This window comes from Pseudomonas sp. NFACC13-1 (assembly GCF_900104425.1).
Taxonomy (GTDB): domain Bacteria; phylum Pseudomonadota; class Gammaproteobacteria; order Pseudomonadales; family Pseudomonadaceae; genus Aquipseudomonas; species Aquipseudomonas fluorescens_AA.
The window spans coordinates 25,029-48,815 of the sequence record NZ_FMXV01000014.1 but is presented as its reverse complement, the minus strand read 5'-3'; the positions used below and the strand labels follow the sequence as shown (position 1 = coordinate 48,815).

General features: G+C 61.9%; 18 protein-coding genes, 2 tRNA genes and 1 pseudogene. 2 read left to right on the top strand and 19 right to left on the bottom strand.

Translation table 11 applies throughout. From position 1 onward, the window contains the following. Positions 1-55: 55 nt before the first annotated feature. The 8 genes from BLQ55_RS17885 to rnr form a co-directional block, all read right to left on the bottom strand. The gene (locus tag BLQ55_RS17885) at positions 56-2,356 is read right to left on the bottom strand and encodes a YgiQ family radical SAM protein (protein WP_092255569.1); all 2,301 of its coding nucleotides are present in this window, start codon (positions 2,354-2,356) and stop codon (positions 56-58) included. Positions 2,357-2,637: 281 nt separating this feature from the next. Beyond that, positions 2,638-4,035: a replicative DNA helicase gene (gene dnaB, locus BLQ55_RS17875; protein ID WP_027911801.1), complete on the bottom strand. Its 1,398-nt coding sequence runs from the start codon at positions 4,033-4,035 to the stop codon at positions 2,638-2,640. Positions 4,036-4,152: 117 nt separating this feature from the next. Further along, positions 4,153-4,599 carry a 50S ribosomal protein L9 gene (rplI, locus tag BLQ55_RS17870; protein WP_003186385.1) on the bottom strand — a complete coding sequence of 149 codons (447 nt, stop codon included), beginning with the start codon at positions 4,597-4,599 and terminating at the stop codon, positions 4,153-4,155. 18 nt (positions 4,600-4,617) lie between these two features. After that, positions 4,618-5,508 carry a YybS family protein gene (locus BLQ55_RS17865; RefSeq protein WP_092205316.1) on the bottom strand — a complete coding sequence of 297 codons (891 nt, stop codon included), beginning with the start codon at positions 5,506-5,508 and terminating at the stop codon, positions 4,618-4,620. A gap of 36 nt (positions 5,509-5,544) precedes the next feature. Then, positions 5,545-5,775, bottom strand: coding sequence for a 30S ribosomal protein S18 (gene rpsR / locus BLQ55_RS17860; protein WP_002551829.1), 231 nt, complete (start codon positions 5,773-5,775; stop codon positions 5,545-5,547). Between the two features lie 28 nt (positions 5,776-5,803). Continuing rightward, on the bottom strand, positions 5,804-6,232 hold the full coding sequence (rpsF, locus tag BLQ55_RS17855; protein WP_003186395.1) for a 30S ribosomal protein S6: 429 nt from the start codon (positions 6,230-6,232) through the stop codon (positions 5,804-5,806). Positions 6,233-6,536: 304 nt separating this feature from the next. After that, positions 6,537-7,295: a 23S rRNA (guanosine(2251)-2'-O)-methyltransferase RlmB gene (gene rlmB, locus BLQ55_RS17850; RefSeq protein WP_077506233.1), complete on the bottom strand. Its 759-nt coding sequence runs from the start codon at positions 7,293-7,295 to the stop codon at positions 6,537-6,539. After that, positions 7,292-9,922, bottom strand: coding sequence for a ribonuclease R (gene rnr / locus BLQ55_RS17845; protein ID WP_092205315.1), 2,631 nt, complete (start codon positions 9,920-9,922; stop codon positions 7,292-7,294). The genes rlmB and rnr overlap by 4 nt, the downstream gene beginning before the upstream one ends. Positions 9,923-10,149: 227 nt before the next feature. On the opposite strand from rnr, the gene BLQ55_RS17840 reads away from it, so the two are divergent. Further along, positions 10,150-10,236, top strand: a tRNA-Leu gene (locus BLQ55_RS17840). 176 nt (positions 10,237-10,412) lie between these two features. Further along, a tRNA-Leu gene (locus tag BLQ55_RS17835) sits at positions 10,413-10,499 on the top strand. A gap of 245 nt (positions 10,500-10,744) precedes the next feature. Here BLQ55_RS17835 and BLQ55_RS32915 read toward each other — a convergent pair. The 11 genes and pseudogenes from BLQ55_RS32915 to BLQ55_RS17785 all read right to left on the bottom strand — a co-directional run bounded on the left by BLQ55_RS32915 (position 10,745) and on the right by BLQ55_RS17785 (position 23,787). After that, positions 10,745-11,449: a methyl-accepting chemotaxis protein gene (locus BLQ55_RS32915; protein ID WP_371128541.1), complete on the bottom strand. Its 705-nt coding sequence runs from the start codon at positions 11,447-11,449 to the stop codon at positions 10,745-10,747. A 201-nt stretch (positions 11,450-11,650) separates the two neighbouring features. Beyond that, a pseudogene (locus tag BLQ55_RS32910) lies at positions 11,651-11,704 on the bottom strand (hypothetical protein); the annotation flags it as partial. A 1,124-nt stretch (positions 11,705-12,828) separates the two neighbouring features. Continuing rightward, positions 12,829-14,121 carry an adenylosuccinate synthase gene (locus BLQ55_RS17825; protein ID WP_039592540.1) on the bottom strand — a complete coding sequence of 431 codons (1,293 nt, stop codon included), beginning with the start codon at positions 14,119-14,121 and terminating at the stop codon, positions 12,829-12,831. Positions 14,122-14,175: 54 nt separating this feature from the next. Then, positions 14,176-15,363, bottom strand: a complete 1,188-nt coding sequence (locus BLQ55_RS17820; RefSeq protein ID WP_046065549.1) for an ATP phosphoribosyltransferase regulatory subunit — start codon at positions 15,361-15,363, stop codon at positions 14,176-14,178. Positions 15,364-15,676: 313 nt separating this feature from the next. Further along, positions 15,677-16,546: a protease modulator HflC gene (gene hflC, locus BLQ55_RS17815; protein WP_092255564.1), complete on the bottom strand. Its 870-nt coding sequence runs from the start codon at positions 16,544-16,546 to the stop codon at positions 15,677-15,679. Continuing rightward, positions 16,546-17,718, bottom strand: coding sequence for an FtsH protease activity modulator HflK (gene hflK, locus BLQ55_RS17810; protein ID WP_092205360.1), 1,173 nt, complete (start codon positions 17,716-17,718; stop codon positions 16,546-16,548). The genes hflC and hflK overlap by 1 nt, the downstream gene beginning before the upstream one ends. An 85-nt stretch (positions 17,719-17,803) precedes the next feature. Further along, a complete protein-coding gene (hflX, locus tag BLQ55_RS17805) occupies positions 17,804-19,105 on the bottom strand; it encodes a ribosome rescue GTPase HflX (protein WP_092205359.1) in 1,302 nt (433 codons plus the stop codon). A 12-nt stretch (positions 19,106-19,117) separates the two neighbouring features. Further along, entirely contained in the window at positions 19,118-19,378 is a 261-nt protein-coding gene (gene hfq / locus BLQ55_RS17800; RefSeq protein ID WP_003186419.1) for an RNA chaperone Hfq, read from the bottom strand. A gap of 91 nt (positions 19,379-19,469) precedes the next feature. Continuing rightward, the gene (gene miaA / locus BLQ55_RS17795; protein ID WP_092205358.1) at positions 19,470-20,441 is read right to left on the bottom strand and encodes a tRNA (adenosine(37)-N6)-dimethylallyltransferase MiaA; all 972 of its coding nucleotides are present in this window, start codon (positions 20,439-20,441) and stop codon (positions 19,470-19,472) included. Beyond that, complete coding sequence (mutL, locus tag BLQ55_RS17790) at positions 20,441-22,354, bottom strand: DNA mismatch repair endonuclease MutL (RefSeq protein WP_092255561.1); 1,914 nt, start codon at positions 22,352-22,354, stop codon at positions 20,441-20,443. The genes miaA and mutL overlap by 1 nt, the downstream gene beginning before the upstream one ends. Then, positions 22,351-23,787, bottom strand: a complete 1,437-nt coding sequence (locus BLQ55_RS17785; protein WP_092255739.1) for an N-acetylmuramoyl-L-alanine amidase — start codon at positions 23,785-23,787, stop codon at positions 22,351-22,353. The genes mutL and BLQ55_RS17785 overlap by 4 nt, the downstream gene beginning before the upstream one ends.

Sequence of the window (23,787 nt, the reverse complement as noted above, 5' to 3'; positions counted from 1 at the left end):
CTAGAAAGCAAAACGCCAGCACTGAGGCTGGCGTTTTACATCGTGGATTGACCCGTTAGCGTGGCACGACAGGCTTGCGCGCCGGTTTCGGCCCCTTGCCCTTGGCCGCATCCTTGCGCTCCTTGGCCGCCTGCTGGTTACGGGCGAAAGCCGCGGCCTTGGCCTGCTCGCGCTTGTCCCACGGGTTGCCGCCATCGCTGGCCCGCGGCGGCAGGCCGGTGTGCTGGGTCAGGATCCTGGTGGTTTCCTTGCCCACCTTGTGGCTGCCGGCTGGCGTCGAGTTCTTGCGACGGGCGCTCTGGTAGCTGTCGGTGGCTGGCTGGTGCAGCGGGATCAATTGGTTCTTGCCCGGCCCGATCAGGTCGGCGCGGCCCATGCGGGTCAACGCTTCACGCAGCATCGGCCAGCCCTTGGGGTCGTGATACCGCAGGAAGGCCTTGTGCAGGCGGCGCTGCTCCTCGCTCTTGACGATGGTCACCGCATCGCTCTTGTAGGTGACCTTGCGCAGCGGGTTCTTGCCCGAGTGGTACATGGCGGTGGCCGTGGCCATCGGCGACGGATAGAACGCCTGCACCTGGTCGGCCCGGAAACCGTTGCCCTTGAGCCACAGCGCCAGGTTCATCATGTCTTCGTCGGTGGTGCCCGGGTGGGCGGCGATGAAGTAGGGAATCAGGTACTGCTCTTTCCCGGCTTCCTTGGTGTACTTCTCGAACATCCGTTTGAATTTGTCATAGCTGCCGATGCCCGGCTTCATCATCTGGTTGAGCGGGCCTTCCTCGGTGTGCTCCGGCGCGATCTTCAGGTAGCCGCCGACGTGGTGGGTCACCAGCTCCTTGACGTATTCCGGCGACTCGACCGCCAGGTCGTAACGCAGGCCGGAGGCAATCAAAATCTTCTTCACCCCAGGCAAGGCCCGGGCGCTGCGGTACAGCTGGATCAGCGAAGAATGGTCGGTGTTCAGGTTCGGGCAGATGCCCGGGAACACGCAGGACGGCTTGCGGCACGCGGATTCGATTTCCGGGCTCTTGCAGGCAATGCGATACATGTTCGCGGTCGGGCCGCCGAGGTCGGAAATCACCCCGGTGAAGCCCGGGACCTTATCGCGGATCTCTTCGATCTCGCGGATGATCGACTCTTCGGAGCGGTTCTGGATGATCCGGCCTTCATGCTCGGTGATCGAGCAGAAGGTGCAGCCACCAAAGCAGCCACGCATGATGTTCACCGAGAAACGGATCATCTCGTAGGCCGGGATCTTCTCCTTGCCGTACGCCGGATGGGGAACACGCGCGTAAGGCATGCCAAACACGTAGTCCATTTCTTCGGTGGTCATCGGAATGGGCGGCGGGTTGAACCAGACGTCGACTTCGCCGTGCTTCTGCACCAGGGCGCGGGCGTTACCCGGGTTGGTTTCCAGGTGAAGCACGCGGTTGGCGTGGGCATAGAGCACCGCGTCGCCACGGACCTTTTCCACCGACGGCAGGCGAATCACGGTCTTGTCCCGGGTCATTTTCGGGCTCGCCAGGATCTGCACGACCTTGGCTTCGCTCGGGTCCTCAACCGGCCCCTTCTCCTGCTCGATGGCGCAGGCGGCAGTGTCCTGGGTGTTCACGTACGGATTGATGATCTTGTCGATCTTGCCCGGGCGGTCGATGCGCGTGGAATCGACTTCGTACCAGCCTTGCGGCGTATCACGACGGATGAATGCGGTGCCGCGCACGTCGGTGATGTCTTCGATCTTGTGACCATAGGACAGGCGCTGGGCGACTTCGACAATCGCCCGCTCGGCGTTGCCGTAGAGCAGGATGTCGGCGCAGGCGTCGATCAGGATCGAGTTGCGCACCCGGTCCTGCCAGTAGTCGTAATGGGCGATGCGGCGCAGCGACGCTTCGATACCACCCAGCACGATCGGCACGTGCTTGTAGGCTTCCTTGCAGCGCTGGCTGTAGACCAGGCTCGCGCGATCCGGCCGTTTGCCCGCCAGGCCACCGGGGGTGTAGGCGTCATCGGAACGGATTTTCTTGTCGGCGGTGTAGCGGTTGATCATCGAGTCCATGTTGCCGGCCGCGACACCGAAAAACAGGTTGGGCTCGCCAAGCTTCATGAAGTCGTCTTTGGACTGCCAGTTCGGCTGGGCAATGATCCCGACACGAAAGCCCTGGGCTTCCAGCAGACGGCCAATGATCGCCATGCCGAACGACGGGTGATCGACATAGGCATCACCGGTCACGATGATGATGTCGCACGAATCCCAGCCGAGCTGATCCATCTCCTCCCTGCTCATGGGCAGGAACGGCGCCGGGCCGAAACATTCGGCCCAGTACTTGGGATAGTCAAATAACGGCTTGGCTGCTTGCATGTCGATGACCGGTATAAAGGATGAAAAATCGCGGGCGCGGAATATAGCACAAATTTTGACCAATTCCGACGGCTATGGTCGGAAATCGGCGGCGCACCTATCGCGAGCAAGCTCGCTTGTATGTTTAGACTTGAAGGGGTGGGCGGGACTAAAAGCTCGATTCCGACTCTAGCCAGTACGGACCGTGGGAGACTTCTCGTCCCGCCCTTTCCCACAGAGGAATGCATTCCTCTGTGGGAGCGAGCTTGCTCGCGATGAGGCCGGATCAGACGACGAAGAACTTACTCATCGTCATCGAAATTGTAGCTACCCGGTGCCAGGTTTTCGAAGCGCGTGTACTTGCCGATAAACGCCAGGCGGATGAAGCCGATCGGGCCGTTCCGCTGCTTGCCGATGATGATTTCGGCGATGCCCTTGTGCTCCGTCTCGGGGTGATACACCTCGTCGCGGTAGACGAACATGATGACGTCGGCGTCCTGCTCGATCGCTCCGGATTCCCGCAAGTCGGAGTTCACCGGGCGCTTGTTCGGGCGCTGCTCCAGGGAACGGTTCAGCTGGGAGAGCGCCACCACCGGGCAGTTGAATTCCTTGGCCAGGGCCTTGAGGGAACGGGAGATTTCGGAAATCTCGTTGGTCCGGTTGTCGCCGCTGGAACCGGGGATCTGCATCAGCTGCAGGTAGTCGATCATGATCAGGGCGATATCGCCGTGCTCACGCACCAGGCGCCGGGTCCGGGCGCGCATTTCCGACGGGCTGATACCGGCCGTATCGTCGATGAACAGCTTGCGGTCGTTGAGCAGGTTGACCGCCGAGGTGAGGCGCGGCCAATCGTCGTCTTCCAATTGGCCGGAACGGACCTTGGTCTGGTCGATGCGCCCCAGGGACGAGAGCATACGCATGATCAGCGATTCGCCTGGCATCTCGAGGGAATACACCAGCACCGCCTTGTCGCTGCGCAGCACGGCGTTTTCCACCAGGTTCATCGCAAAGGTGGTCTTACCCATGGACGGACGGCCGGCGACGATGATCAGGTCGGACGGTTGCAGGCCGCTGGTCTTCTCGTCGAGGTCGGTGTAGCCGGTGGACAGGCCGGTGATGGCGTTGTCGGTGTTGAACAAGGTGTCGATGCGGTCGATGGCCTTGGTCAACAGGTCGTTGACGCTCACCGGGCCGCCGGTTTTCGGCCGAGCCTCGGCGATCTGGAAGATCTGCCGTTCGGCTTCGTCGAGGATCTCGGCGGCGGTGCGACCTTCCGGGTTGAAAGCGCTGTCGGCGATCTCGGTGCTGATGCCGATCAACTGACGCAAGGTCGCCCGCTCGCGGACGATCTGCGCATAGGCCTTGATGTTGGCGACCGACGGCGTGTTTTTCGCCAGTTCGCCCAGGTAACCGAGGCCGCCAACCTGGGACGTCTGCCCTTCCTTGTCCAATTGCTCGGCCAGGGTGACGACGTCGATCGGCATGTTCTGATCGGCCAGACGGGCGATAGCACGGAAAATCAGGCGGTGGTCATGTCGGTAGAAATCGCCGTCGGAGACCTGATCGAGCACGCGTTCCCAGGCGTTGTTGTCCAGCATCAGGCCACCGAGCACGGCCTGTTCGGCCTCGATGGAATGCGGAGGCACCTTCAGGGCAGCGGTTTGCAGATCGTATTGCTCGGGAGCGGTGATTTCGTTCATGGCCACGTCTGGTTATGAAATTCAGCAATTGCAGAAAGACAAAGGGCACGACCTGTAAACAGGATCGTGCCCGATGTTACCGGCTAGCACCCGAGGGTGCCAACCGACAGGTGTTGCTTAGGCTGCTACCACGACAACGCGTACGGTGGCTTCAACTTCGGCGTGCAGGTGCACGGCTACGTCGAATTCGCCTACGTTGCGGATGGTGCCGTTCGGCAGACGAACTTCGCTTTTCGCCACTTCAACGCCGGAGGCGGTCAGTGCGTCAGCGATGTCGTGAGTACCGATAGAACCGAACAGCTTGCCTTCGTCGCCAGCGGTGGCAGTGATGGTCACTTCCAGCTCGGCCAGTTGGGCAGCACGGCTTTCAGCCGATGCCTTACGGTCTGCGGCGGCTTTTTCCAGCTCGGCACGACGCTCTTCGAACGCAGCCAGGTTGGCGGCGGTCGCAGCGGTGGCTTTGCCGAAAGGCAGCAGATAGTTACGACCGTAGCCGGCCTTAACGTTTACTTTGTCGCCCAGGTTGCCCAGGTTGGCGATTTTTTCCAGAAGGATCAGTTGCATGTGAAAATCCTCTAACTTTTAACCTTCACCGTTCGCGTTGTCGGCGTCTTTCGGCGCCATACGACCGCGAAAATCAATCAGGCTGTCAACGATGGCCAAGACCACGAGCAACGGACCGAGCAAGTGCATGAAAGGCAACAACGTCACGTATATCCCCACCAGCCAGAACGTGGCCAGTCGCTTCTGCGCCACCAGGCCGTGAATCAGGGCCAGGCCGGCGAAGACCAGCGCAACACTGCACAACGGCAACAGGATCAGTGCATGCAGCCCGAAAAACGGAGCGACACACATGACGGCCAGCAGTGACAGCGCCACGCTCTTGGGGAATCGGATGGTGCGAAACTCGCGACCGAAACCACCGGGGTTATACAACGACGCCTGCCAATAGCGCCCAAGAATCAGGCACAGCACGCTAAAGATCTGCAGCGAAGACGCTATCGAAATGATCATCAGCGGAGCGCTCAGGGCGGTGAGAAACGCCTTCTGGTCTGCCGAGAATGTCTCGTAGACCTCACCCATCGCCAGCGGCAGGACGTGTTCGAACGTCTGCGCCAGTGACTCGATGAAGGAACTGAATACAGTTCCCAGGCTCACCGCACACAACAACCCCACGGCCACGCTGCACAGCAGCACGCGGTTCCAGGTATGGCCGGCGCGCAAAACCAACGCCAGGCCACCAGCCCCGAGCAACACCAGAAGTGTTGTCGGGTCCTCCAGGAAGTACCAGCTCACCAACGCTGACAACAACCCGATACCCAGGACGCTCAAGGCGTCCGAACCGCGCCGCAGGAGCACAAGGCACCCAGCGGCGGCACTCAACCAGAACAACAGCGGCAATGCCGCGGATCCGGCCACAACCAACGTGGCCTGCACACGTCCCCGCATGATGAAGTCAGCTAAGGCGCGCATGCATTCAATCCCTTACTACTCGTCGACTGCCCGGTCTCAGCGGCCGTGGCTGTCGGTGTAGGCCAGCAGGGCCAGGAAGCGGGCGCGCTTGATAGCGGTGGCCAGCTGACGCTGATAACGAGCTTTGGTACCGGTGATACGGCTTGGAACGATTTTGCCGGTCTCGGATACGTAGGCTTTCAGAGTGTTGAGATCTTTGTAATCGATCTCTTTCACGTCTTCAGCGGTGAAGCGGCAGAATTTACGACGACGGAAGAAACGTGCCATGTGATTGGCTCCTTAAAAGGTCCGTGGATTACTCGTCAGCGTTATCGCTGTTGTCGCTGTCGCTATCGCTGTCATCGCCATCGGCGCTGTCAGAGTGCTCAGGACGGTCGCGACGCTCACGGCGCTCACTGCGGTTTTCTTCAGCCTTGAGCATCTCGGATTGGCCGGTGACGGCTTCTTCGCGACGGATGACCAGGTTACGGATCACTGCATCGTTGTAGCGGAAGTTGTCTTCCAGCTCGGCCAGGGCCTTGCCAGTGCACTCAACGTTCAGCATCACGTAGTGAGCCTTGTGAACATTGTTGATTGCGTAGGCCAGTTGACGACGGCCCCAATCTTCCAGACGGTGGATTTTGCCGCCGTCTTCTTCGATCAGCTTGGTGTAACGCTCAACCATGCCGCCGACTTGCTCGCTTTGATCCGGGTGGACCAAAAAGATGATTTCGTAATGACGCATGAATGCTCCTTACGGGTTGTAGCCTGCCGCTCAAAAACGGTCAGACAAGGAGTGAATGACACTTATGGACTTGTGGACGCTAGACACATAAGTGCCTGCCATCACAGCAAGGGGCGCAATTGTAGAGAAGGGCCGAGGGCGGCGCAAGGCAATTGGCGATTATTTGAACAACCACCGAATCTCACCTTGCACAAACACTGTGGGAGCGAGCTTGCTCGCGATAGCGGCGTGCCAGTCGACGTTTACGTCACGGCGGCACCGTCATCGCGAGCAAGCTCGCTCCCACATTTGATACGCGTCTGGATCAGGGCTTTTTGGCCACAGCCTTGACGCTACGCTGGCGCAGCGCCTCGAACAGGCACACGCCGGTGGCCACCGAGACGTTGAGGCTGCTGACGCTGCCCGCCATCGGCAGCTTGACCAGGTAGTCGCAATGCTCGCGGGTCAGGCGACGCATGCCCTTGCCTTCGGCGCCCATGATCAGGATCGTCGGGCCCGTCAGGTCCTGGTCATAGATGCTGACCTCGGCCTCGCCCGCCGTGCCGACCACCCAGAGGCCGCGCTGCTGGAGTTTTTCCAGGGTGCGCGCCAGGTTGGTCACCGCCACCAACGGGATCACTTCCGCCGCGCCGCAGGCCACCTTGCGCACCACGGGCGTCAGGGTGGCCGACTTGTCCTTGGGCACGATCACCGCCAATGCACCGGCGGCATCGGCCGAACGCAGACAGGCGCCGAGGTTATGCGGGTCGGTCACGCCATCCAGCACCAGCAGCAGGGGGGCGCCTTCGGTGCGATCGAGCAGTTCGTCGAGCATCGCCTCGCCCCAGACCTGGCTCGGGCTGACGTCCGCCACCACCCCCTGGTGAACGCCTTCGACCCACACGTCCATTTCGCGCCGCTCGGCCTGGCCGATGGCAACCTTGTTCTGGGTGGCCAGTTCGACCAGCGCTTGCACACGGGGCTCGCTGCGACCTTCCGCCAACCACACTTGCTTGACACGTTTGGGGTGGTGACGCAGCAGTGCCTCTACGGCATGCACGCCGTAGATTTTTTCCAGACTCATGACTTGGCCTTAGGTTTGCGCGACCCGCCGCTTTTCGCGGGGGCCGACCCCGCCTTTGGCGGGCCTTTACGGTGTTTACTCGGCTTGCTCGATGGCTTTTCCGCCCCGTGGGACTTTCCCCCAGACGCCGCTTTACCACCGCTTTTGGCTTCGTTGAGCAACTGCTGCTTCAATTCGCGGCTCTTGCGCAGTTCGGCGTTTTTCGCCGCCGCGTCGCTGGGGCGGTAGGCTTCGGGAGCCTTGTCCTTGACAGACGAACGGCGACCGGCCTTGGCTGGCTCAGGCTCTGCGGTTTTTGCAGGAGCGCCTTTACCCCTGGTCGCAGGCGTTGCGGTCTCGCCGCCACGTTTTTTACGGCCAGTCGGTGCTTCGGCGGGTTTGTCAGGCATTCCGAAGTCGATCTTGCGCTCATCGAGGTCGACGCGCATGACCTGCACTTCCACGGTGTCGCCCAGGCGGAAGCTGCGACCGGTGCGCTCGCCCGCCAGGCGGTGGTGCACAGGGTCGAAGTGGTAGTAATCACCCGGCAAGGCGGTGACGTGCACCAAGCCCTCGACGTAGATGTCGGTCAGTTCGACAAACAAACCAAAGCCGGTCACGGCAGTGATCACACCTGGGAACGACTCGCCCACGCGGTCTTTCATGAACTCGCACTTGAGCCAGTTCACCACGTCGCGAGTGGCTTCGTCGGCGCGGCGTTCGCTCATGGAGCACTGCTCGCCCAACTGTTCCAGGGCCGCCTCGTCGTACGGATAGATCCGCGCCTTCGGAATAGTCATGGCACCGGCGCGCTTGACGTGCGGGGTGTTCTGCTTGGAATGGATCACGCTGCGGATCGCGCGATGCGTGAGCAGGTCCGGGTAACGGCGGATCGGCGAGGTGAAGTGGGTGTACGCCTCGTAATTCAGACCGAAGTGGCCTTGGTTGTCGGCGCTGTACACCGCCTGGCTCAGGGAGCGCAGCATCACTGTCTGGATCACATGGTAATCCGGACGGTCCTTGATGCTCGCCAGCAGTGCCTGGTAGTCCTTCGGCGTCGGGCCGTCCTTGCCTTTGTGCAGGGACAGGCCGAGCTCGCCGAGGAAGGCCCGCAGTTTTTCCAGACGCTCCGGCGGCGGGCCGTCGTGCACGCGGTACAACGCAGGAATCTCGTGCTTCTTGAGGAATTCGGCGGTGGCCACGTTGGCTGCCAGCATGCACTCTTCGATCAGCTTGTGCGCATCGTTGCGGGTCGTCGGGGTGATTGCAGCGATCTTGCGCTCGGAACCGAAGACAATCCGGGTTTCCTGGGTCTCGAAATCGATCGCGCCACGCACGTGGCGGGCACCCAGCAACACCTTGTACAGCGAGTACAACTGCTTGAGGTGCGGCACCACGCCAGCGTATTCGCTACGCAGCGCCTTGGCTTCGCTGGTCTTCGGCGTTTCCAGGATGGTGCTGACCTTGTTGTAGGTCAGGCGCGCCTGGGAGTGGATCACCGCTTCGTAGAACTGGTAGTCGGTCATTTCGCCGGTTTTGGAGATGGTCATCTCGCACACCATGGCCAAACGGTCGACTTTCGGGTTCAGCGAGCACAGGCCGTTGGACAGCTGCTCAGGCAGCATCGGAATCACGCGCTCAGGGAAATACACGGAGTTGCCGCGCACCTGGGCTTCGTTATCCAGGGCCGAACCGATCTTCACGTAGCTGGACACGTCGGCAATCGCGACGAACAACTTCCAGCCGCCGGAGAACAGGCGCAGCTTGCCGGGCTTGGCTTCGCAATAGACCGCATCGTCGAAGTCGCGGGCATCTTCGCCGTCGATGGTAACGAACGGCAGATGGCGCAGATCGATGCGTTTTTCTTTATCTTTCTCTTCGACTTCCGGCTTGAGCTTGGCGGCTTCCTTGAGCACAGCCTCGGGCCAGACGTGAGGAATGTCGTAGGTGCGCAGCGCAACGTCGATTTCCATGCCCGGCGCCATGTAGTTGCCGACCACTTCAACGATATCGCCCTGTGGCTGGAAGCGCGCAGTTGGCCAATGAGTGATTTTCACCTCGACGAACTGACCCACCTTGGCGGCGCCATTACGGCCCGGGGTAATCAGCACTTCCTGCTGAACCTTCGGGTTATCCGGCACGACAAAACCGATACCGCCTTCTTCGAAGTAACGGCCAACGATGCTTTCATGGGCACGGGACACCACTTCGACGATCACGCCTTCGCGGCGACCACGACGATCCAGGCCGGACACGCGGGCCAGGGCCCGGTCACCGTCGAACACCAGGCGCATTTGTGCCGGGCTCATGAACAGGTCATCGCTGCCGTCGTCCGGAATCAGGAAACCGAAGCCGTCACGGTGACCGGCGATGCGGCCCAGGATGAGGTCGAGCTTGTCCACCGGCGCATAGGTGCCGCGCCGGGTGTAGATCAGTTGAGCGTCGCGCTCCATGGCGCGCAGACGGCGGCGCAGGGCTTCGAGCTGGTCCTCGGTGGTCAGACCGAACTCTTCGACCAACTGCTCGCGGCTAGCAGGCGAACCCCGATCGGCGAGATGCGCCAGGATCAGTTCACGGCTAGGAATAGGGTTTTCATATTTTTCCGCTTCACGAGCGGCCTCGGGATCGAGGGACTGCCAATCGGCCATTAGAGAGTTTTCACCTTGTCTATATGCGGGTTAGTTTGGCATAGGCTTAATGAAACGGGAAATTTCAAGCATCCGATAGCGTTTCCAGGATCATTTGACCTGCCTTCGAAGCCCCCGGAAAGCACCGCTCGTGAAATTTAGCGGTTTTTTTCTCCGCAGGGGTTTACAGTTAAAAACACGCTCCGTATAGTGCGCGCCATCGACGACGTACACACGTTGCCGATACTGCCCAGATGGTGAAATTGGTAGACACGCCAGCTTCAGGTGCTGGTGACCGCAAGGTCGTGGAAGTTCGAGTCTTCTTCTGGGCACCAATTTCGAGCAGCAGGTCAACGACCTGGCAGCTCAACAAAAACCCGCGAAAGCGGGTTTTTGCATTTCCGCCCCCTGGAATTGCACTGGGCAATTACTAAAACAAAAACAGGGGTTTACAGATCAAAACGCGCTCCGTATAGTGCGCCACATCAACAGCGGCAACGCTGAAGATGCTGCCCAGATGGTGAAATTGGTAGACACGCCAGCTTCAGGTGCTGGTGACCGCAAGGTCGTGGAAGTTCGAGTCTTCTTCTGGGCACCAATTCAAGCTTCAAGGTCACGACCTTGAACCTCACAGAAACCCGCGAAAGCGGGTTTTTGCGTTTCTGGCCCCTAGCTCTTCTCTCTCGCCAACCACGAACTGTAGGAGCTGCCGAGTGCAACGAGACTGCGATCTTTCCCCAGACAATTGAATCGCGAGTGAAAGATCAAAAGATCGCAGGCTTCGCCAGCTCCTACAGGCCCCATCACGAGCTTGCTCGCGATGGGGCCAGCCCAACCACCCGATCAGGCCCTGAACTGCCCCAGACTTGCCTTCAGTTGCGCCGCCAGGCTGTCCAGCACCTTGCCGCTGGCGGTGGTCTCGACCACGGCCTGGGCCGCTTTCTCAGCCTGGGCATGGATGGTTTCCACCCGCCCACGCACCGCTTGCGCGCCCTGGGCCTGATGAGCCGCCGCCTGGGTCGCCAGGCCGATGGCCGCATGCACCTGCTCGACAGACGCCTGCACCGACTGCTGCAACCGCGCGCTGTCACGCAGCACCAACAAGCCTTCGCTGGCCTGGCGCCCGGCCTGGCCGATGGCGGCCACCGCCTCGCGAGCCCCCTGCTGCAAGGCCACGATATGCGCCTGGATATCGCCCGTAGAGCTCTGGGTCTTGCTCGCCAACGCCCGCACCTCATCCGCCACCACCGCAAAACCGCGCCCGGTTTCCCCGGCCCGCGCCGCCTCGATGGCCGCGTTCAAGGCCAGCAAATTGGTCTGCTCGGCGATGCCGTGAATCACGGTCAGCACCACTTCAATCTGTTCGCTCTGCTGCGCCAAGCGCTCGATCACTTTCGCCCCGGTATCGACCTGGCCGGCCAGGGCCTCGATCAGGCCGCCGACCTTGGCCGAAGTTCGCGTGTTTTCATCGGTGGCCTGGCGGATCTCCACCACTTGCTGCAGGGCCGCCTGCATCGCCTGGCTTTCCGATTGAGCCTCGTCCGCCATTTGCGACAGCGCGCGCAGGCTCTCGGCCACTTCATCACGCTGCATCCCGGCCGCCGCATCGGCGCCGGAGTTGCGCAAGGTCATCGCACCGATTTCCACACCGGTGCGCTGGGCCACATCGCCCGCCTCACGCACGATGGGCTGCAACTTATCCACAAAGCGATTGACCGCCGAGGCCATGTCGCCGATTTCGTCCTTGCTGTTGATTTGCACGCGCTTGGTCAGGTCGCCCTCGCCCGCCGCCAGATCGTTCATGGCCGCGATCAGCAGTTTCAAGCGATTGACCACCCGACGCCCCAGCACCACGGCCAGCAACACCAACACGCCGAAGCCCACCAGCGCCAGGCCCAGGCCGATGCGCCAGCGCAAGGTGCCCGCAGCGTCCTGCACAGTACTGGCGGTGTTGGTCTGCATCTGCGTGGCCGTGGTTTGGGCCGACGCCAGGCGACCGCGCATGGCGGTGGCGCTGTCAGCCGCCGCGCCCTTGAGGCTGTCGCCGACCAATTGATCGCTGCTGGCGATCAAGGCCGAGAAGCGCTGGTCCAGCGCCTTCAGGTCGGTTTCAACCGACGCCGTGGAAACCCCCATCAAGACTTTGCCGATCTCGACGCCATTGGGGTTGATCGAGGCTTCGAGGTAATACACCGACGGATCGTTCTTCGCCGCCTCCAGCACCTTGTCCAACGCCCGCTCGCCCTTGCCTTTTTCCAGCAGCGCCTTGTTGATCGGGTTTTCCCGGTTCAGGTAGCGCGTCAGGTGCTCACCCGCGGCGTCGTCATAGATGACGAACAGTACGTTGGGATTGCGCTGGGCCCGACGGGCGAATTCAGAGAGGGTGGGCACATCGTTATCCCACATGGCACGCGGTGCAACGGAAGCCAGGAGTTGCGCCATATCATTGGCGGAATCCCTCAAGTCCTTCTCCAAGGTCCCACGCAACTGCGCCTGTTCGTCCTTCAGGCGAGCGGACAAGCCGGCATTGAGCCGCTGGCGGGTATTGGCGGACAGGCTGTCCAGGCTCGACGTGACCTCTCGCCCGGCCTGCTCCAGCTCAGCGGAAAGCTTCTGGCTGTCCACTCCCAACCGCGCGCCCAGATCGGCTTCCAACGCCGTGACGGTGCTTCGGGTCAGCGCAACGGCTACCAGCACCTGCACCAAAAGGGCGATCCCCAGGGTAACGAACACAGGCCGCAGCAAACGGCTTTGTAACAGTGAGAGAACGGCCGACACGTGAAATCCCTCTACCAAACGCCATTAATTTGATGGCACTCGGGAAAGCGGTGCCTTAATGGAGTTGCATAGCAAGTGTCGTGCCGCCCGGCAGACAGAAACGACAAAGGGCCCAACGAGGGCCCTTTGTTTTTTACATCAAAGACTTATCAGCCGAACGGATGACGCAGAACGATGGTTTCGTTGCGGTCCGGCCCCGTCGAAATAATGTCAATCGGCGCACCGACCAACTCTTCGACGCGCTTGATGTAGTTGCGCGCTGCCACAGGCAGTTCTTCCAGGGTCTTGGCACCGACGGTCGATTCGGTCCAGCCTGGCATCTGCTCGTACACCGGCTCCAGGCCGATGTAGCTGTCGGCGTCGGTCGGTGCGTCGATGACAGCGCCGTCCTGGTTCTTGTAGCCCACGCAGATGTTGATGGTTTCCAGGCCGTCCAGCACGTCCAGCTTGGTCAGGCACAGGCCCGAGATGCTGTTGACGTCGATGGCGCGACGCAGGATGACGGCATCGAACCAGCCACAACGGCGGGCACGGCCGGTGGTGGCACCGAATTCGTGGCCACGCTTGGCCAGGAAGGCACCGACGTCGTCGAACAGCTCAGTCGGGAATGGACCCGAACCGACGCGAGTGGTGTAGGCCTTGGTGATACCCAGGATGTAGTCCAGGTACATCGGGCCGAACCCCGAACCGGTGGCGATGCCGCCGGCAGTGGTGTTGGAGCTGGTGACGTACGGGTAGGTACCGTGGTCGATATCCAGCAACGAACCCTGGGCACCCTCGAACATGATGTCCTTGCCGGCGCGACGCAGCTCGTGCAGCTCGGCGGTGACGTCGAGCATCATCGGCTTGAGCAGCTCGGCGTATTCCATGCACTCGTCCAGGGTCTTCTGGAAGTCGATGGCCGGTTCTTTGTAGTAATTGACCAGGACGAAGTTGTGGTAGTCCAGCAACTCACCCAGCTTGGCGGCGAAACGCTCACGGTGGAACAGGTCACCGATGCGCAGGCCACGACGGGCCACCTTGTCTTCGTAGGCCGGGCCGATGCCACGACCGGTGGTGCCGATCTTCAGCTCGCCACGGGCCTTTTCACGGGCCTGGTCCAGCGCCACGTGATAGGACAGGATCAACGGGCAGGACGGGCTGATACGCAGGCGCTCGCGCACCGGTACGCCTTTTTCTTCCAGCTTGATGATTTCCCGCAGCAGGGCATCGGGCGCAACCACCACACCGTTGCCGATCAGGCACTGGACGCCTTCGCGCAGCACGCCCGACGGAATCAGGTGCAGGACGGTTTTTTCACCGTCGATCACCAAGGTGTGGCCTGCGTTGTGGCCACCCTGGTAGCGCACTACGGCGGCAGCATGTTCGGTCAGCAGATCAACGATCTTGCCTTTGCCCTCATCACCCCACTGGGTGCCCAGGACTACGACATTCTTACCCATAACACTTGTCCTCATTCGCGCAAACTTGGTGCCGGCCACGGCCGGCGGGAAAACTCAAGAAGCCAGCGGCAATACTTGCCAAAGCCCGTTCTGCTGAATCAATTGCCGGTCGCAGTCCGCTTCACGGGCGGCGGCCAAAGGCTGCCCAGGCAAGGCCTGGACGACACGCTGACCCTCACTGCGCAACTGACAGACTGCCTGCCAGAGTGCCGCATCCGTACTGTCAGGCATCCAGATACCGCCAGACGGTAGCTCGACTTCAGCACGCCCCAGGGTCACCAGGGTTTTCAAATCGGTAGAGAAGCCGGTCGCCGGACGGGCGCGACCAAAGTCGGCACCGATGTCGTCATAACGGCCGCCCTGGGCGATAGACTGGCCCACGCCCGGCACGAACACGGCGAACACGACGCCGGTGTGATAGTGATAACCGCGCAACTCGCCCAGGTCGAAATACAGCGGCAACTCGGGGAAACGCACAGACAGACGCTCGGCAATCGCCAGCAAATCGTCCAGCGCGGCCAATACCGGCGCCGGCGCATGGGCCAGGCGCTCACGGGCTGCGGCCAATACTTCACGCCCGCCGCACAGGTCCACCAGTGCCCGCAGCATGCCCGACAGATCGGCCGGCAGGCCCTCGGTCAGGCTGATGACTTCGTCGATGGCCTTGCGTTGCAGGGCATCGAACAGCTGTTGCTCCACTTCGCCGGACAAACCGGCCGCACGGGCCAGGCCGCGATAGATGCCGACATGCCCCAGGTCCATGTGGACATCAGGCACGTCAGCCAGTTGCAGCATGGCCAACATCAGGCTGATGACTTCCACGTCGCTGCTCGGGCTGGCATCGCCATACAACTCGGCGCCCAGCTGGATCGGACTGCGCGAAGATGACAAGGCTCGCGGCTGGGCATGCAGCACGCTGCCGGCGTAGCACAGGCGGCTCGGGCCTTCACGGCGCAGGGTATGGGCGTCGATACGCGCCACTTGCGGCGTGATATCGGCACGAAAGCCCATCTGCCGACCCGACTGTGGGTCGATCACCTTGAAGGTGCGCAGATCCAGGTCCTGACCCGCGCCGGTGAGCAGGGATTCCAGGTACTCGATATGCGGGGTGACGACGAACTCGTAACCCCAGCTCTGGAACAGATCCAACACCTGCCGACGCGCTACTTCGATACGCGCAGCTTCCGGTGGCAGTACTTCTTCGATGCCATCTGGCAGCAGCCAGCGGTCTACCGTTGCCATTACGCCATTCCCCTATGGTCCGGGCGGCCAGCCCTCGGGCAAGCCTTGAGTGAAGCAGAAAATACTTGGCCCACGCGCAAAACACGCGCATGAGCGACGTGACGAACGGCCAGCAATCGGCCTCGCCCAGCACTTTCCTCGAAAAACCTGTCGAGTCGTTCAACCCGACGCCTGCAACCAAAACCACAATCAAACGTGCAGACGCAAAAAAGCCGGGAATTTCCCGGCTGCCGCATCATACACACGTTTTCCCAAAGGATCACCCCGCCCGACGCTTTAGCCGCCGGGCGGAGTGCTTCAGGTCAACGCCGCATCAAGGCTTGGACTTTTCCAGGTAGTGGAAGAAGTCGCTGCTTGGGTCCAGGACCATGACGTCGGATTTGTTCGCGAAGCTTTCACGGTAGGCACGCAGGCTACGGTAGAACGCGTAGAACTCCTGATCCTGGCCATAAGCCTTGGAGTAGATCGCAGCGGCCTGGGCATCGCCATCACCCCGGACCTCTTCCGATTCACGATAGGCTTCGGCCAGCAGCACGCGGCGTTGGCGATCGGCGTCGGCACGGATGCCTTCGGCCAGCTCGTTACCCTTGGCGCGGTGCTCGCGGGCTTCACGCTCGCGCTCGGTGCTCATCCGCTCGAACACGCTGCGGTTCACTTCCTTCGGCAAATCGATAGCCTTGACCCGGACATCGAGCACTTCGATACCCAGCTCTTTTTCCGCCATCGTATTCAGCGAACGGGTGATGTCGGCCATGAGCGCATCACGCTCGCCGGACACCACTTCATGCAACGTGCGCTTACCAAACTGGTCACGCAGGCCCGATTCCAGACGACGGGACAGACGCTCGTCGGCGATCTGCTTAAGGCCCGAGGTCGCGGTGTAGAAGCGCTCGGCATCCTTCACGCGCCACTTGGCATAGGCATCCACCATCACGGCTTTCTTTTCCAGCGTCAGGAAGCGTTGCGTCGGCGCATCCAGCGTCATCAGGCGGGCGTCGAACTTGCGCACCTTGTTGACGTACGGCACCTTCACATGCAGCCCCGGCTGGACATCAGCCTGGACCACGCGACCGAATTGCAGCAACACCGCGCGCTCGGTCTGAGCCACGATGTAGAAGCAGTTCCAGGCAGCGATCGCCACGACGACACCGACAATAAGGGCGATCAGCGATTTATTGCTCATCAGCGACTCTCCCTGGTACGTGCTTGCTGTTGTTGCAGGTCCGCCGCCGCACGGGTGCCGACCTCATTACCGGCCGCCGCCGAACTGGCCGGTGGCGTGCTGGTGTTGCGACCGCTCTCGACCATCTTGTCCAGCGGAAGGTACAGCAGATTGCTCTGGCCGTTCTTGTTGCCGGTCACGAGGACCTTGCTGGTGTTGCTGAAGACTTCCTGCATGGTGTCCAGGTACAAACGCTGGCGGGTCACTTCAGGGGCCTTGCGATACTCGGCCACCAGCTTGGTGAAGCGATCGGCCTCACCCTTGGCACGGGAGACCACCTCATCGCGGTAACCGTTGGCATCCTCGATGATGCGCTGGGCCTGGCCACGAGCTTCCGGCACGACGCCGTTGGCATAGGTTTCAGCCTGGTTGCGCGAACGCTGCTCGTCTTCACGGGCACGGATCACGTCGTCGAAGGCTTCCTGGACCTCACGCGGTGCCGCTGCGCTCTGGACGTTGACCTGGGTGACGGTGATACCGGTGCGATAGGTATCGAGGAACCGTTGCAGGCGCTCCTTGATTTCACTGGCCATCAGTTCACGACCTTCGGTCAGCACCTGGTCCATGGCGGTGGAACCCACCACATGGCGCAGGGCACTTTCGGTCGCGTGCTGCAGGCTGGTTTCCGGCTGGTCGACGTTCAGCACGAAGTCCTGCAGGTTGGTGATCTTGTATTGCACGGTCAGCGGCACCTCGACGATATTCTCGTCTTCGGTCAGCATCTGGCCCTGCTTGGTGTACGCCCGCTCACGCGTGACGTTCTCCATGAACTTCTGGTCGATCGGCGGGAAATAGATGTTCAGGCCCGGACCAACCGTCTCGTAGTACTTGCCGAAGCGCAGCACCACGGCTTGCTCCTGCTCGTCCACGACATAGACCGCGCTGTACAGCCAGACAGCCGCCAGCACGACGAGACCGATGCCGAGCAGGCCGAAACCGCCGCCCTTGCCCGAACGACCGCCCCCCTCGTCACCGCGTTTTTTACCACCACCGAACAAACCGTTCAGGCTTTCCTGCAGCTTTCGGAAGGCCTCGTCGAGATCCGGCGGCCCCTTGCGGTCGCCGTTGTTACGACGCTTGCCACCCCAAGGATCCTGATTATTCGAGTTGCCACCCGGCTCATTCCAAGCCATAGCGCTCTCCATCTGATAAAGCAAAGACGCACCCACGGCGCGCCGACCAATGCTACAGAATGCCTGACACCGCTTTCTCAGGCTTTTATTGCAAAGTGTGTTGCTCGATGAATTCCATCGGTTGCAGCCCTTCGCGACTGACCAGTCGGTTGAGCTCCGTCCGAGGCAGGCGAACAGCCAGCAGGCAGACACCTTCTTCGTCGTGTTCTTCTTTTTGCACGGCCCCCAGCTCGAAAAACTGCGCACGCAGCCGGGCGAAACGTTGTGGCAATTTCAGGGTGCCGACAAACAGATCGCTGCCCAACAGTTCGGCCACGGCCTGCTTGAGCAGGTCCAGGCCGGTGCCATCGCGGGCCGACAGCCAGACCCGTTGCGGCTTGCCATCGGCATCGCGCTGGATCTGCGGCTCCACGCCTTCGAGCAAATCGAGTTTGTTGTATACCTCGAGGATCGGCAAGTCCTGGGCTCCGATCTCGCCCAGCACCACCATCACCTGCTCGATCTGCAGCATCCGGTCCGGCTCGGCGGCATCGATCACGTGCAGCAGCAGGTCGGAGTTGCTCGACTCTTCGAGCGTAGCCCGGAAAGCCTCGACCAGTTTATGCGGCAGGTGACGGATAAAGCCCACGGTGTCGGCCAGCACGATCGGCCCGAGGTCGTCCAGGTCGAGCCGGCGCAGGGTCGGGTCGAGTGTGGCGAACAACTGGTCGGCGGCGTAGACGTCGGATTGGGTGACATTGTTGAACAGGGTCGATTTGCCGGCGTTGGTATAGCCCACCAGTGAAACCGTCGGGATATCCGCGCGCTTGCGACCACGTCGCGACTGCTCGCGCTGGCTGCGGACCTTTTCCAGCCGCCCCTTGATCTGGCGCAGGCGAATCCGCAACAGGCGTCGGTCGGTTTCCAGCTGGGTTTCACCCGGACCGCGCAGGCCGATACCGCCTTTCTGCCGCTCGAGGTGAGTCCAGCCGCGGACCAGCCGCGTACTCATGTGCTCAAGCTGGGCCAGTTCGACCTGAAGCTTGCCTTCATGGGTGCGGGCGCGCTGGGCGAAGATATCGAGGATCAGCCCCGTGCGGTCGATCACGCGACACTCGAAGACACGTTCGAGGTTACGTTCCTGACTGGGCGTGAGGATGTGATTGAAAATCACCAGATCGACCTGCTCGGCCTTGACCAGGTCGCGCAACTCCTCGACCTTGCCACTGCCGATCAGGAACTTGGCGGTTGGCCGATGACGCGGCACGTTGAAAAACGCGACGGTCTCGGCGCCGGCCGAAAGTGCCAATTCCTGAAACTCCTGCGGATCTTCGCGCGCCTCAGGGTCCTGTCCATCCAAGTGAACGAGAATGGCCCGTTCACCACCACCGTGGCGCTCAAAGAACAAAGGAGGCTCCTATCAGGCGTTACCCGGTTCAGCGTCACCGCCTTCGGATTCGGTTGCGCTAGGCAGACGAATTGGACGAACTGGCACCACTGTCGAGATCGCGTGCTTGTAGACCATCTGGCTGACGGTGTTTTTCAGAAGGATGACGAACTGGTCGAAAGACTCGATCGTGCCTTGCAGTTTGATCCCGTTGACCAGATAGATGGACACCCCAACTTTCTCTTTACGTAAAGTGTTCAAGTAAGGGTCTTGTAGCGAATGCCCTTTTGACATGTGCCGCACTCCTTTAAGGATCAATTATAAAAATCGGAATCAGATGGCTTGGGCCGTCACACCCCCAAGGATAGACGGCAATTGCAAGGACTCAGCTCAATATGGAGATGGTCCCGAGGTATTTCAAGGCGCGTGGCAGATTGTCGCAATCGAGACTGTCGAGCCAATGCAGGTCAGTCCAGCTGCGCAGCCAGGTGAACTGGCGTTTCGCCAATTGGCGCGTGGCAATGATCCCACGCTCCCGCATCTCGGCTGACGTCAGCTTGCCGTCCAGGTAATCCCAGACTTGTCGATAACCTACCGCACGTATAGACGGCAACCCGGCATGCAGGTCACTTCGCTCACGCAGGGCTACGACCTCGTCTATGAACCCCTGTTCCAACATTAGTGTGAATCTTTGTTCAATTCGCCGATGCAGCACTTGCCGGTTCGCCGGAGCGATGGCCAGATTCGCGACAGTATAGGGCAATTGTTGCAGTCCCGAAGCGGCTGCTTCAGTACTTTGCGCAGATTGTCGCTGGCGCAGGGCGGTCATGCTCTGGCCGCTGACCCGATAAACCTCCAGGGCCCGACTGAGCCGCTGCGGGTCATTGGGGTGAATACGCGCCGCCGACTGCGGGTCGATGACCGCCAATTGCTCGTGCAGGGCCTGCCAGCCCAGACGCGCGGCCTCTTCTTCGATCTGCGCGCGCACCTCGGGATCGGCCGCCGGCATGTCCGCCAGCCCGTCGACCAAGGCCTTGTAATACAGCATCGTACCGCCCACCAGCAGCGGGATCTTGCCCCGTGCGGTGATTTCGGCCATGGCCTGGAGCGCATCGCGCCGGAAATCGGCCGCCGAATAAGCCTCGGCCGGGTCCAGGATGTCGATCAGCCGGTGGGGAAATTCGGCCAGCAGTTCTTTTGACGGCTTGGCGGTGCCGATGTCCATGCCCCGATAGACCAAGGCCGAATCGACACTGATCAACTCGCAGGGCAGGACCTTGGTCAATTCGATAGCCAGGTCGGTCTTGCCGGCGGCGGTCGGCCCCATCAGGAAAATCGCGGGTGGCAACGGGCTCATCAACGACCGCGCAGGAACAGTTTGTCCAGGTCGTCCAGGCCCAGTTGGGTCCAGGTCGGCCGGCCATGGTTGCATTGACCGCTGCGTTCGGTGTTTTCCATGTCCCGCAGCAGACCGTTCATTTCCGGCAGGGCCAGGCGCCGGTTGGCGCGGATCGCGCCGTGGCAGGCCATGGTGCCGAGCAGTTCGTTCAGGTGCGCCTGGATCCGGTCGCTGGTGCCGTACTCCATCAAGTCCGCCAGCACATCGCTGACCAGGCGATTGGCCTCGGCCTGCTTCAGCAAGGCCGGGATCTGGCGGATCGCCAGGGTTTCCGGGCCCAGGCGCTGCAATTCGAAGCCCAGGCGCTGGAACCAGGCCACATGCTCTTCGGCACAATCGGCTTCGCGTTGGCTGACGGCCAGGGACTCGGGCACCAACAGCGGCTGGCCGCTCAGGCCTTCGCTGGCCATGGCGATTTTCAGCCGCTCGTACATGATCCGCTCATGGGCGGCGTGCATGTCCACCAGCACCAGGCCTTGGGCATTTTCCGAGAGGATATAGATGCCTTTGAGTTGCGCCAGGGCATAGCCCAGCGGCGGGATATCGCCCTGGCCGTCGGGCAGCGCCGCCGCACCGGTTTCCGGCAAGGGCTTGAAGAACTCGCGATAGGCCGCCTGGGCCTCGGCTGCCGGCACGTTGGATTGCGGGCGCGGGGTGTATTGATACTGATAGCCGCTGCCAGCGCCGCTGCCGGCCGTGTTGTAGCTGGGCTGAGGCTGGGGTTGCTCCAGCAGCGCATTGGCCGCCAGGCGCATTTCGCCCTGGGGACCGAACTCACCGGCATCCAGCCCTGTCGGCCGGACCATGCCAGCCACCGCCGCCGGAGCCGCCAACTGATCTTCCGGACGCACATCGCCCAGGGCACGGTGCAGGGTGCCATAGAGGAAATCGTGGACCATGCGCCCGTCACGGAAACGCACCTCATGCTTGGTCGGGTGCACGTTGACGTCCACCACTGCCGGATCGACCTCGAAAAACAGCACGAAAGTCGGATGCCGGCCATTGAACAGCACATCACGATAGGCCTGGCGCACCGCGTGGGCCACCAGCTTGTCGCGCACCGCCCGGCCGTTCACGTAGAAATATTGCAGGTCCGCCTGGCTGCGGGAGAACGTTGGCAAGCCGACCCACCCCCACAGGTGCAAGCCGTTGCGCTCCACCTCGATGGGCAAGGCCTGCTCCAGGAACCCCGCACCGCACACCGCGCCCACGCGCCGGGCGCGGGCGGCATCGTCGTGGGCCTCGTGCAGGCTGAGGATGGTCTTGCCGTTGTGGCGCAAATGGAACGCCACGTCAAAACGCGCCAGGGCCAGGCGCTTGATGACTTCTTGCAGGTGATCGAATTCAGTCTTCTCGGCCTTGAGAAACTTGCGTCGGGCCGGGGTGTTGAAGAACAAGTCGCGCACTTCCACCGAAGTGCCCACCGGATGGGCCGCGGGCTGGACGCGAGACGCCATGTCGCGGCCTTCGGTCTCGACCTGCCAGGCCTGCTCGGCATCGCGGGTGCGGGAGGTGAGGGTCAGGCGCGACACCGAACTGATGGACGCCAGCGCCTCGCCCCGGAAGCCCAGGCTCATGACCCGCTCGAGGTCTTCCAGGTCGCGGATCTTGCTGGTGGCATGACGCGCCAGGGCCAGCGGCAGGTCGTCAGAGGGAATCCCGCCACCGTCATCGCGCACCCGCAGCAGCTTGACGCCGCCCTGCTCGACATCCACATCGATGCGCCGGGCCCCGGAGTCGAGGCTGTTCTCCAGCAGTTCCTTGATGACCGACGCCGGACGCTCGACCACTTCACCGGCGGCGATCTGGTTCGCCAGCCGAGGGCTGAGCAGTTCGATGCGGGCGGTGTTGCCGATCACTTCGTCACTCATTGCTTGGCCGCCACTTCATTGCCCGGAATGGTCAGGGTCTGGCCAATCTTGAGCTCATCGCTCTTGAGATTGTTGGCGCTGCGCAAGGTGGCGGGCGACACCTGGTAGCGCACGGCAATCATCGCCAGGGTTTCGCCCGGGTTGACGCGGTGATCCCGCGGCCCCTGGGCGATCTTGCCGGAGTCCCGCAGCCAGGCGATGTAGGTGCCCGGCGGTGGGTTCTGCTGGAAGAACTGCCGTACGCCGCTGCTGATGGAGCGGGCCAGGGCCTGCTGATGGCTCGACGTCGACAGTTTCGAGGCTTCGTTGGCGTTGGAAATGAACCCGGTTTCCACCAGGATCGACGGGATGTCCGGCGACTTGAGCACCATGAACCCGGCCTGTTCGACGCGCTGCTTGTGCAGCGGCGTGACACGACCGATGTTGCTCAAGACCTTCTGGCCGACGTTCAGGCTGGAGGTCAACGAGGCGGTCATCGACAAGTCGAGCAGGACGCCGGCGAGCATCCGGTCCTTGTCGTCGAGGCTGACGTTGCCGGCACCGCCGATCAGGTCCGAGCGGTTTTCAGTGTCGGCCAGCCAACGGGCGGTCTCGGACGTCGCGCCACGGTCGGACAGAGCAAACACCGAGGCCCCGAACGCTGCCGCCGAAGGCGCGGCGTCGGCGTGAATGGAGACGAACAGGTCGGCGCCTTTCTTGCGGGCGATTTCGGTGCGTCCGCGCAAGGGAATGAAATAGTCGCCGGTGCGGGTCAGTTCGGCGCGGAAGCCTTTCATGCCGTTGACCTGGCGCTGCAATTCACGGGCGATGGACAGCACCACGTCTTTTTCACGTTGCCCGCGCGAGCCCGAGGCGCCCGGGTCTTCGCCACCATGACCGGCGTCGATCACCACGATGATGTCGCGCTTGCCGGCCGGGGCCGGTGGCAGTTTGAGCGCAGGCTCGGTCGGGGTCACCGGCACCGCTGGCACCGTGGCCACATTGGTTGGCGGCGGTGGCGGTGGCGGTGGCTCGGCATCGGCCGGGTTGTCGAACAGGTCCACCACCAGCCGGTTGCCGTACTGGGCGTTGGGGGCCAGGGTGAAGCTCTTCGGGGTCACGGCTTTTTTCAGGTCGATGACCACCCGCAGGTCGGTCGGCGTACGCTGGGCCGAACGCATGGCGGTGATCGGCGTGTTGGCGGTAGCGACATTCAGCGGCGCCCCCAGGGTCGCGCCGTTGATGTCGATCACCAGGCGATCCGGGGCGGTCAGGGTGAATACGCTGTGCTGCACCGGCCCCGTCAGGTCAAACACCAGCCGTGTGTTGTCCGGCGCCCGCCAGAGGCGAACGCTGTTGACCTTTGTCTCGGCCACAGCATCGACGGCCAGTGCCGTAAGCAACAGTCCTACGACAGCAACCACCGCGCGAAAGCGCATACCAAACCCCATCAT

Bases quoted from the DNA above. Each gene is read 5' to 3' on its own strand.
- miaA (WP_092205358.1), bottom strand. From the start codon at position 20,441: ATGAGCCCGTTGCCACCCGCGATTTTCCTGATGGGGCCGACCGCCGCC.
- rnr (WP_092205315.1), bottom strand. From the start codon at position 9,922: ATGGCCGATTGGCAGTCCCTCGATCCCGAGGCCGCTCGTGAAGCGGAA.
- BLQ55_RS17825 (WP_039592540.1), bottom strand. From the start codon at position 14,121: ATGGGTAAGAATGTCGTAGTCCTGGGCACCCAGTGGGGTGATGAGGGC.
- rpsR (WP_002551829.1), bottom strand. From the start codon at position 5,775: ATGGCACGTTTCTTCCGTCGTCGTAAATTCTGCCGCTTCACCGCTGAA.
- hflK (WP_092205360.1), bottom strand. From the start codon at position 17,718: ATGGCTTGGAATGAGCCGGGTGGCAACTCGAATAATCAGGATCCTTGG.
- hflC (WP_092255564.1), bottom strand. From the start codon at position 16,546: ATGAGCAATAAATCGCTGATCGCCCTTATTGTCGGTGTCGTCGTGGCG.
- mutL (WP_092255561.1), bottom strand. From the start codon at position 22,354: ATGAGTGACGAAGTGATCGGCAACACCGCCCGCATCGAACTGCTCAGC.
- BLQ55_RS32915 (WP_371128541.1), bottom strand. From the start codon at position 11,449: ATGGCGGACGAGGCTCAATCGGAAAGCCAGGCGATGCAGGCGGCCCTG.
- BLQ55_RS17865 (WP_092205316.1), bottom strand. From the start codon at position 5,508: ATGCGCGCCTTAGCTGACTTCATCATGCGGGGACGTGTGCAGGCCACG.
- rlmB (WP_077506233.1), bottom strand. From the start codon at position 7,295: ATGAGTCTGGAAAAAATCTACGGCGTGCATGCCGTAGAGGCACTGCTG.
- BLQ55_RS17885 (WP_092255569.1), bottom strand. From the start codon at position 2,356: ATGCAAGCAGCCAAGCCGTTATTTGACTATCCCAAGTACTGGGCCGAA.
- dnaB (WP_027911801.1), bottom strand. From the start codon at position 4,035: ATGAACGAAATCACCGCTCCCGAGCAATACGATCTGCAAACCGCTGCC.
- rpsF (WP_003186395.1), bottom strand. From the start codon at position 6,232: ATGCGTCATTACGAAATCATCTTTTTGGTCCACCCGGATCAAAGCGAG.
- BLQ55_RS17820 (WP_046065549.1), bottom strand. From the start codon at position 15,363: ATGGCAACGGTAGACCGCTGGCTGCTGCCAGATGGCATCGAAGAAGTA.
- hfq (WP_003186419.1), bottom strand. From the start codon at position 19,378: ATGTCAAAAGGGCATTCGCTACAAGACCCTTACTTGAACACTTTACGT.
- rplI (WP_003186385.1), bottom strand. From the start codon at position 4,599: ATGCAACTGATCCTTCTGGAAAAAATCGCCAACCTGGGCAACCTGGGC.
- BLQ55_RS17785 (WP_092255739.1), bottom strand. From the start codon at position 23,787: ATGATGGGGTTTGGTATGCGCTTTCGCGCGGTGGTTGCTGTCGTAGGA.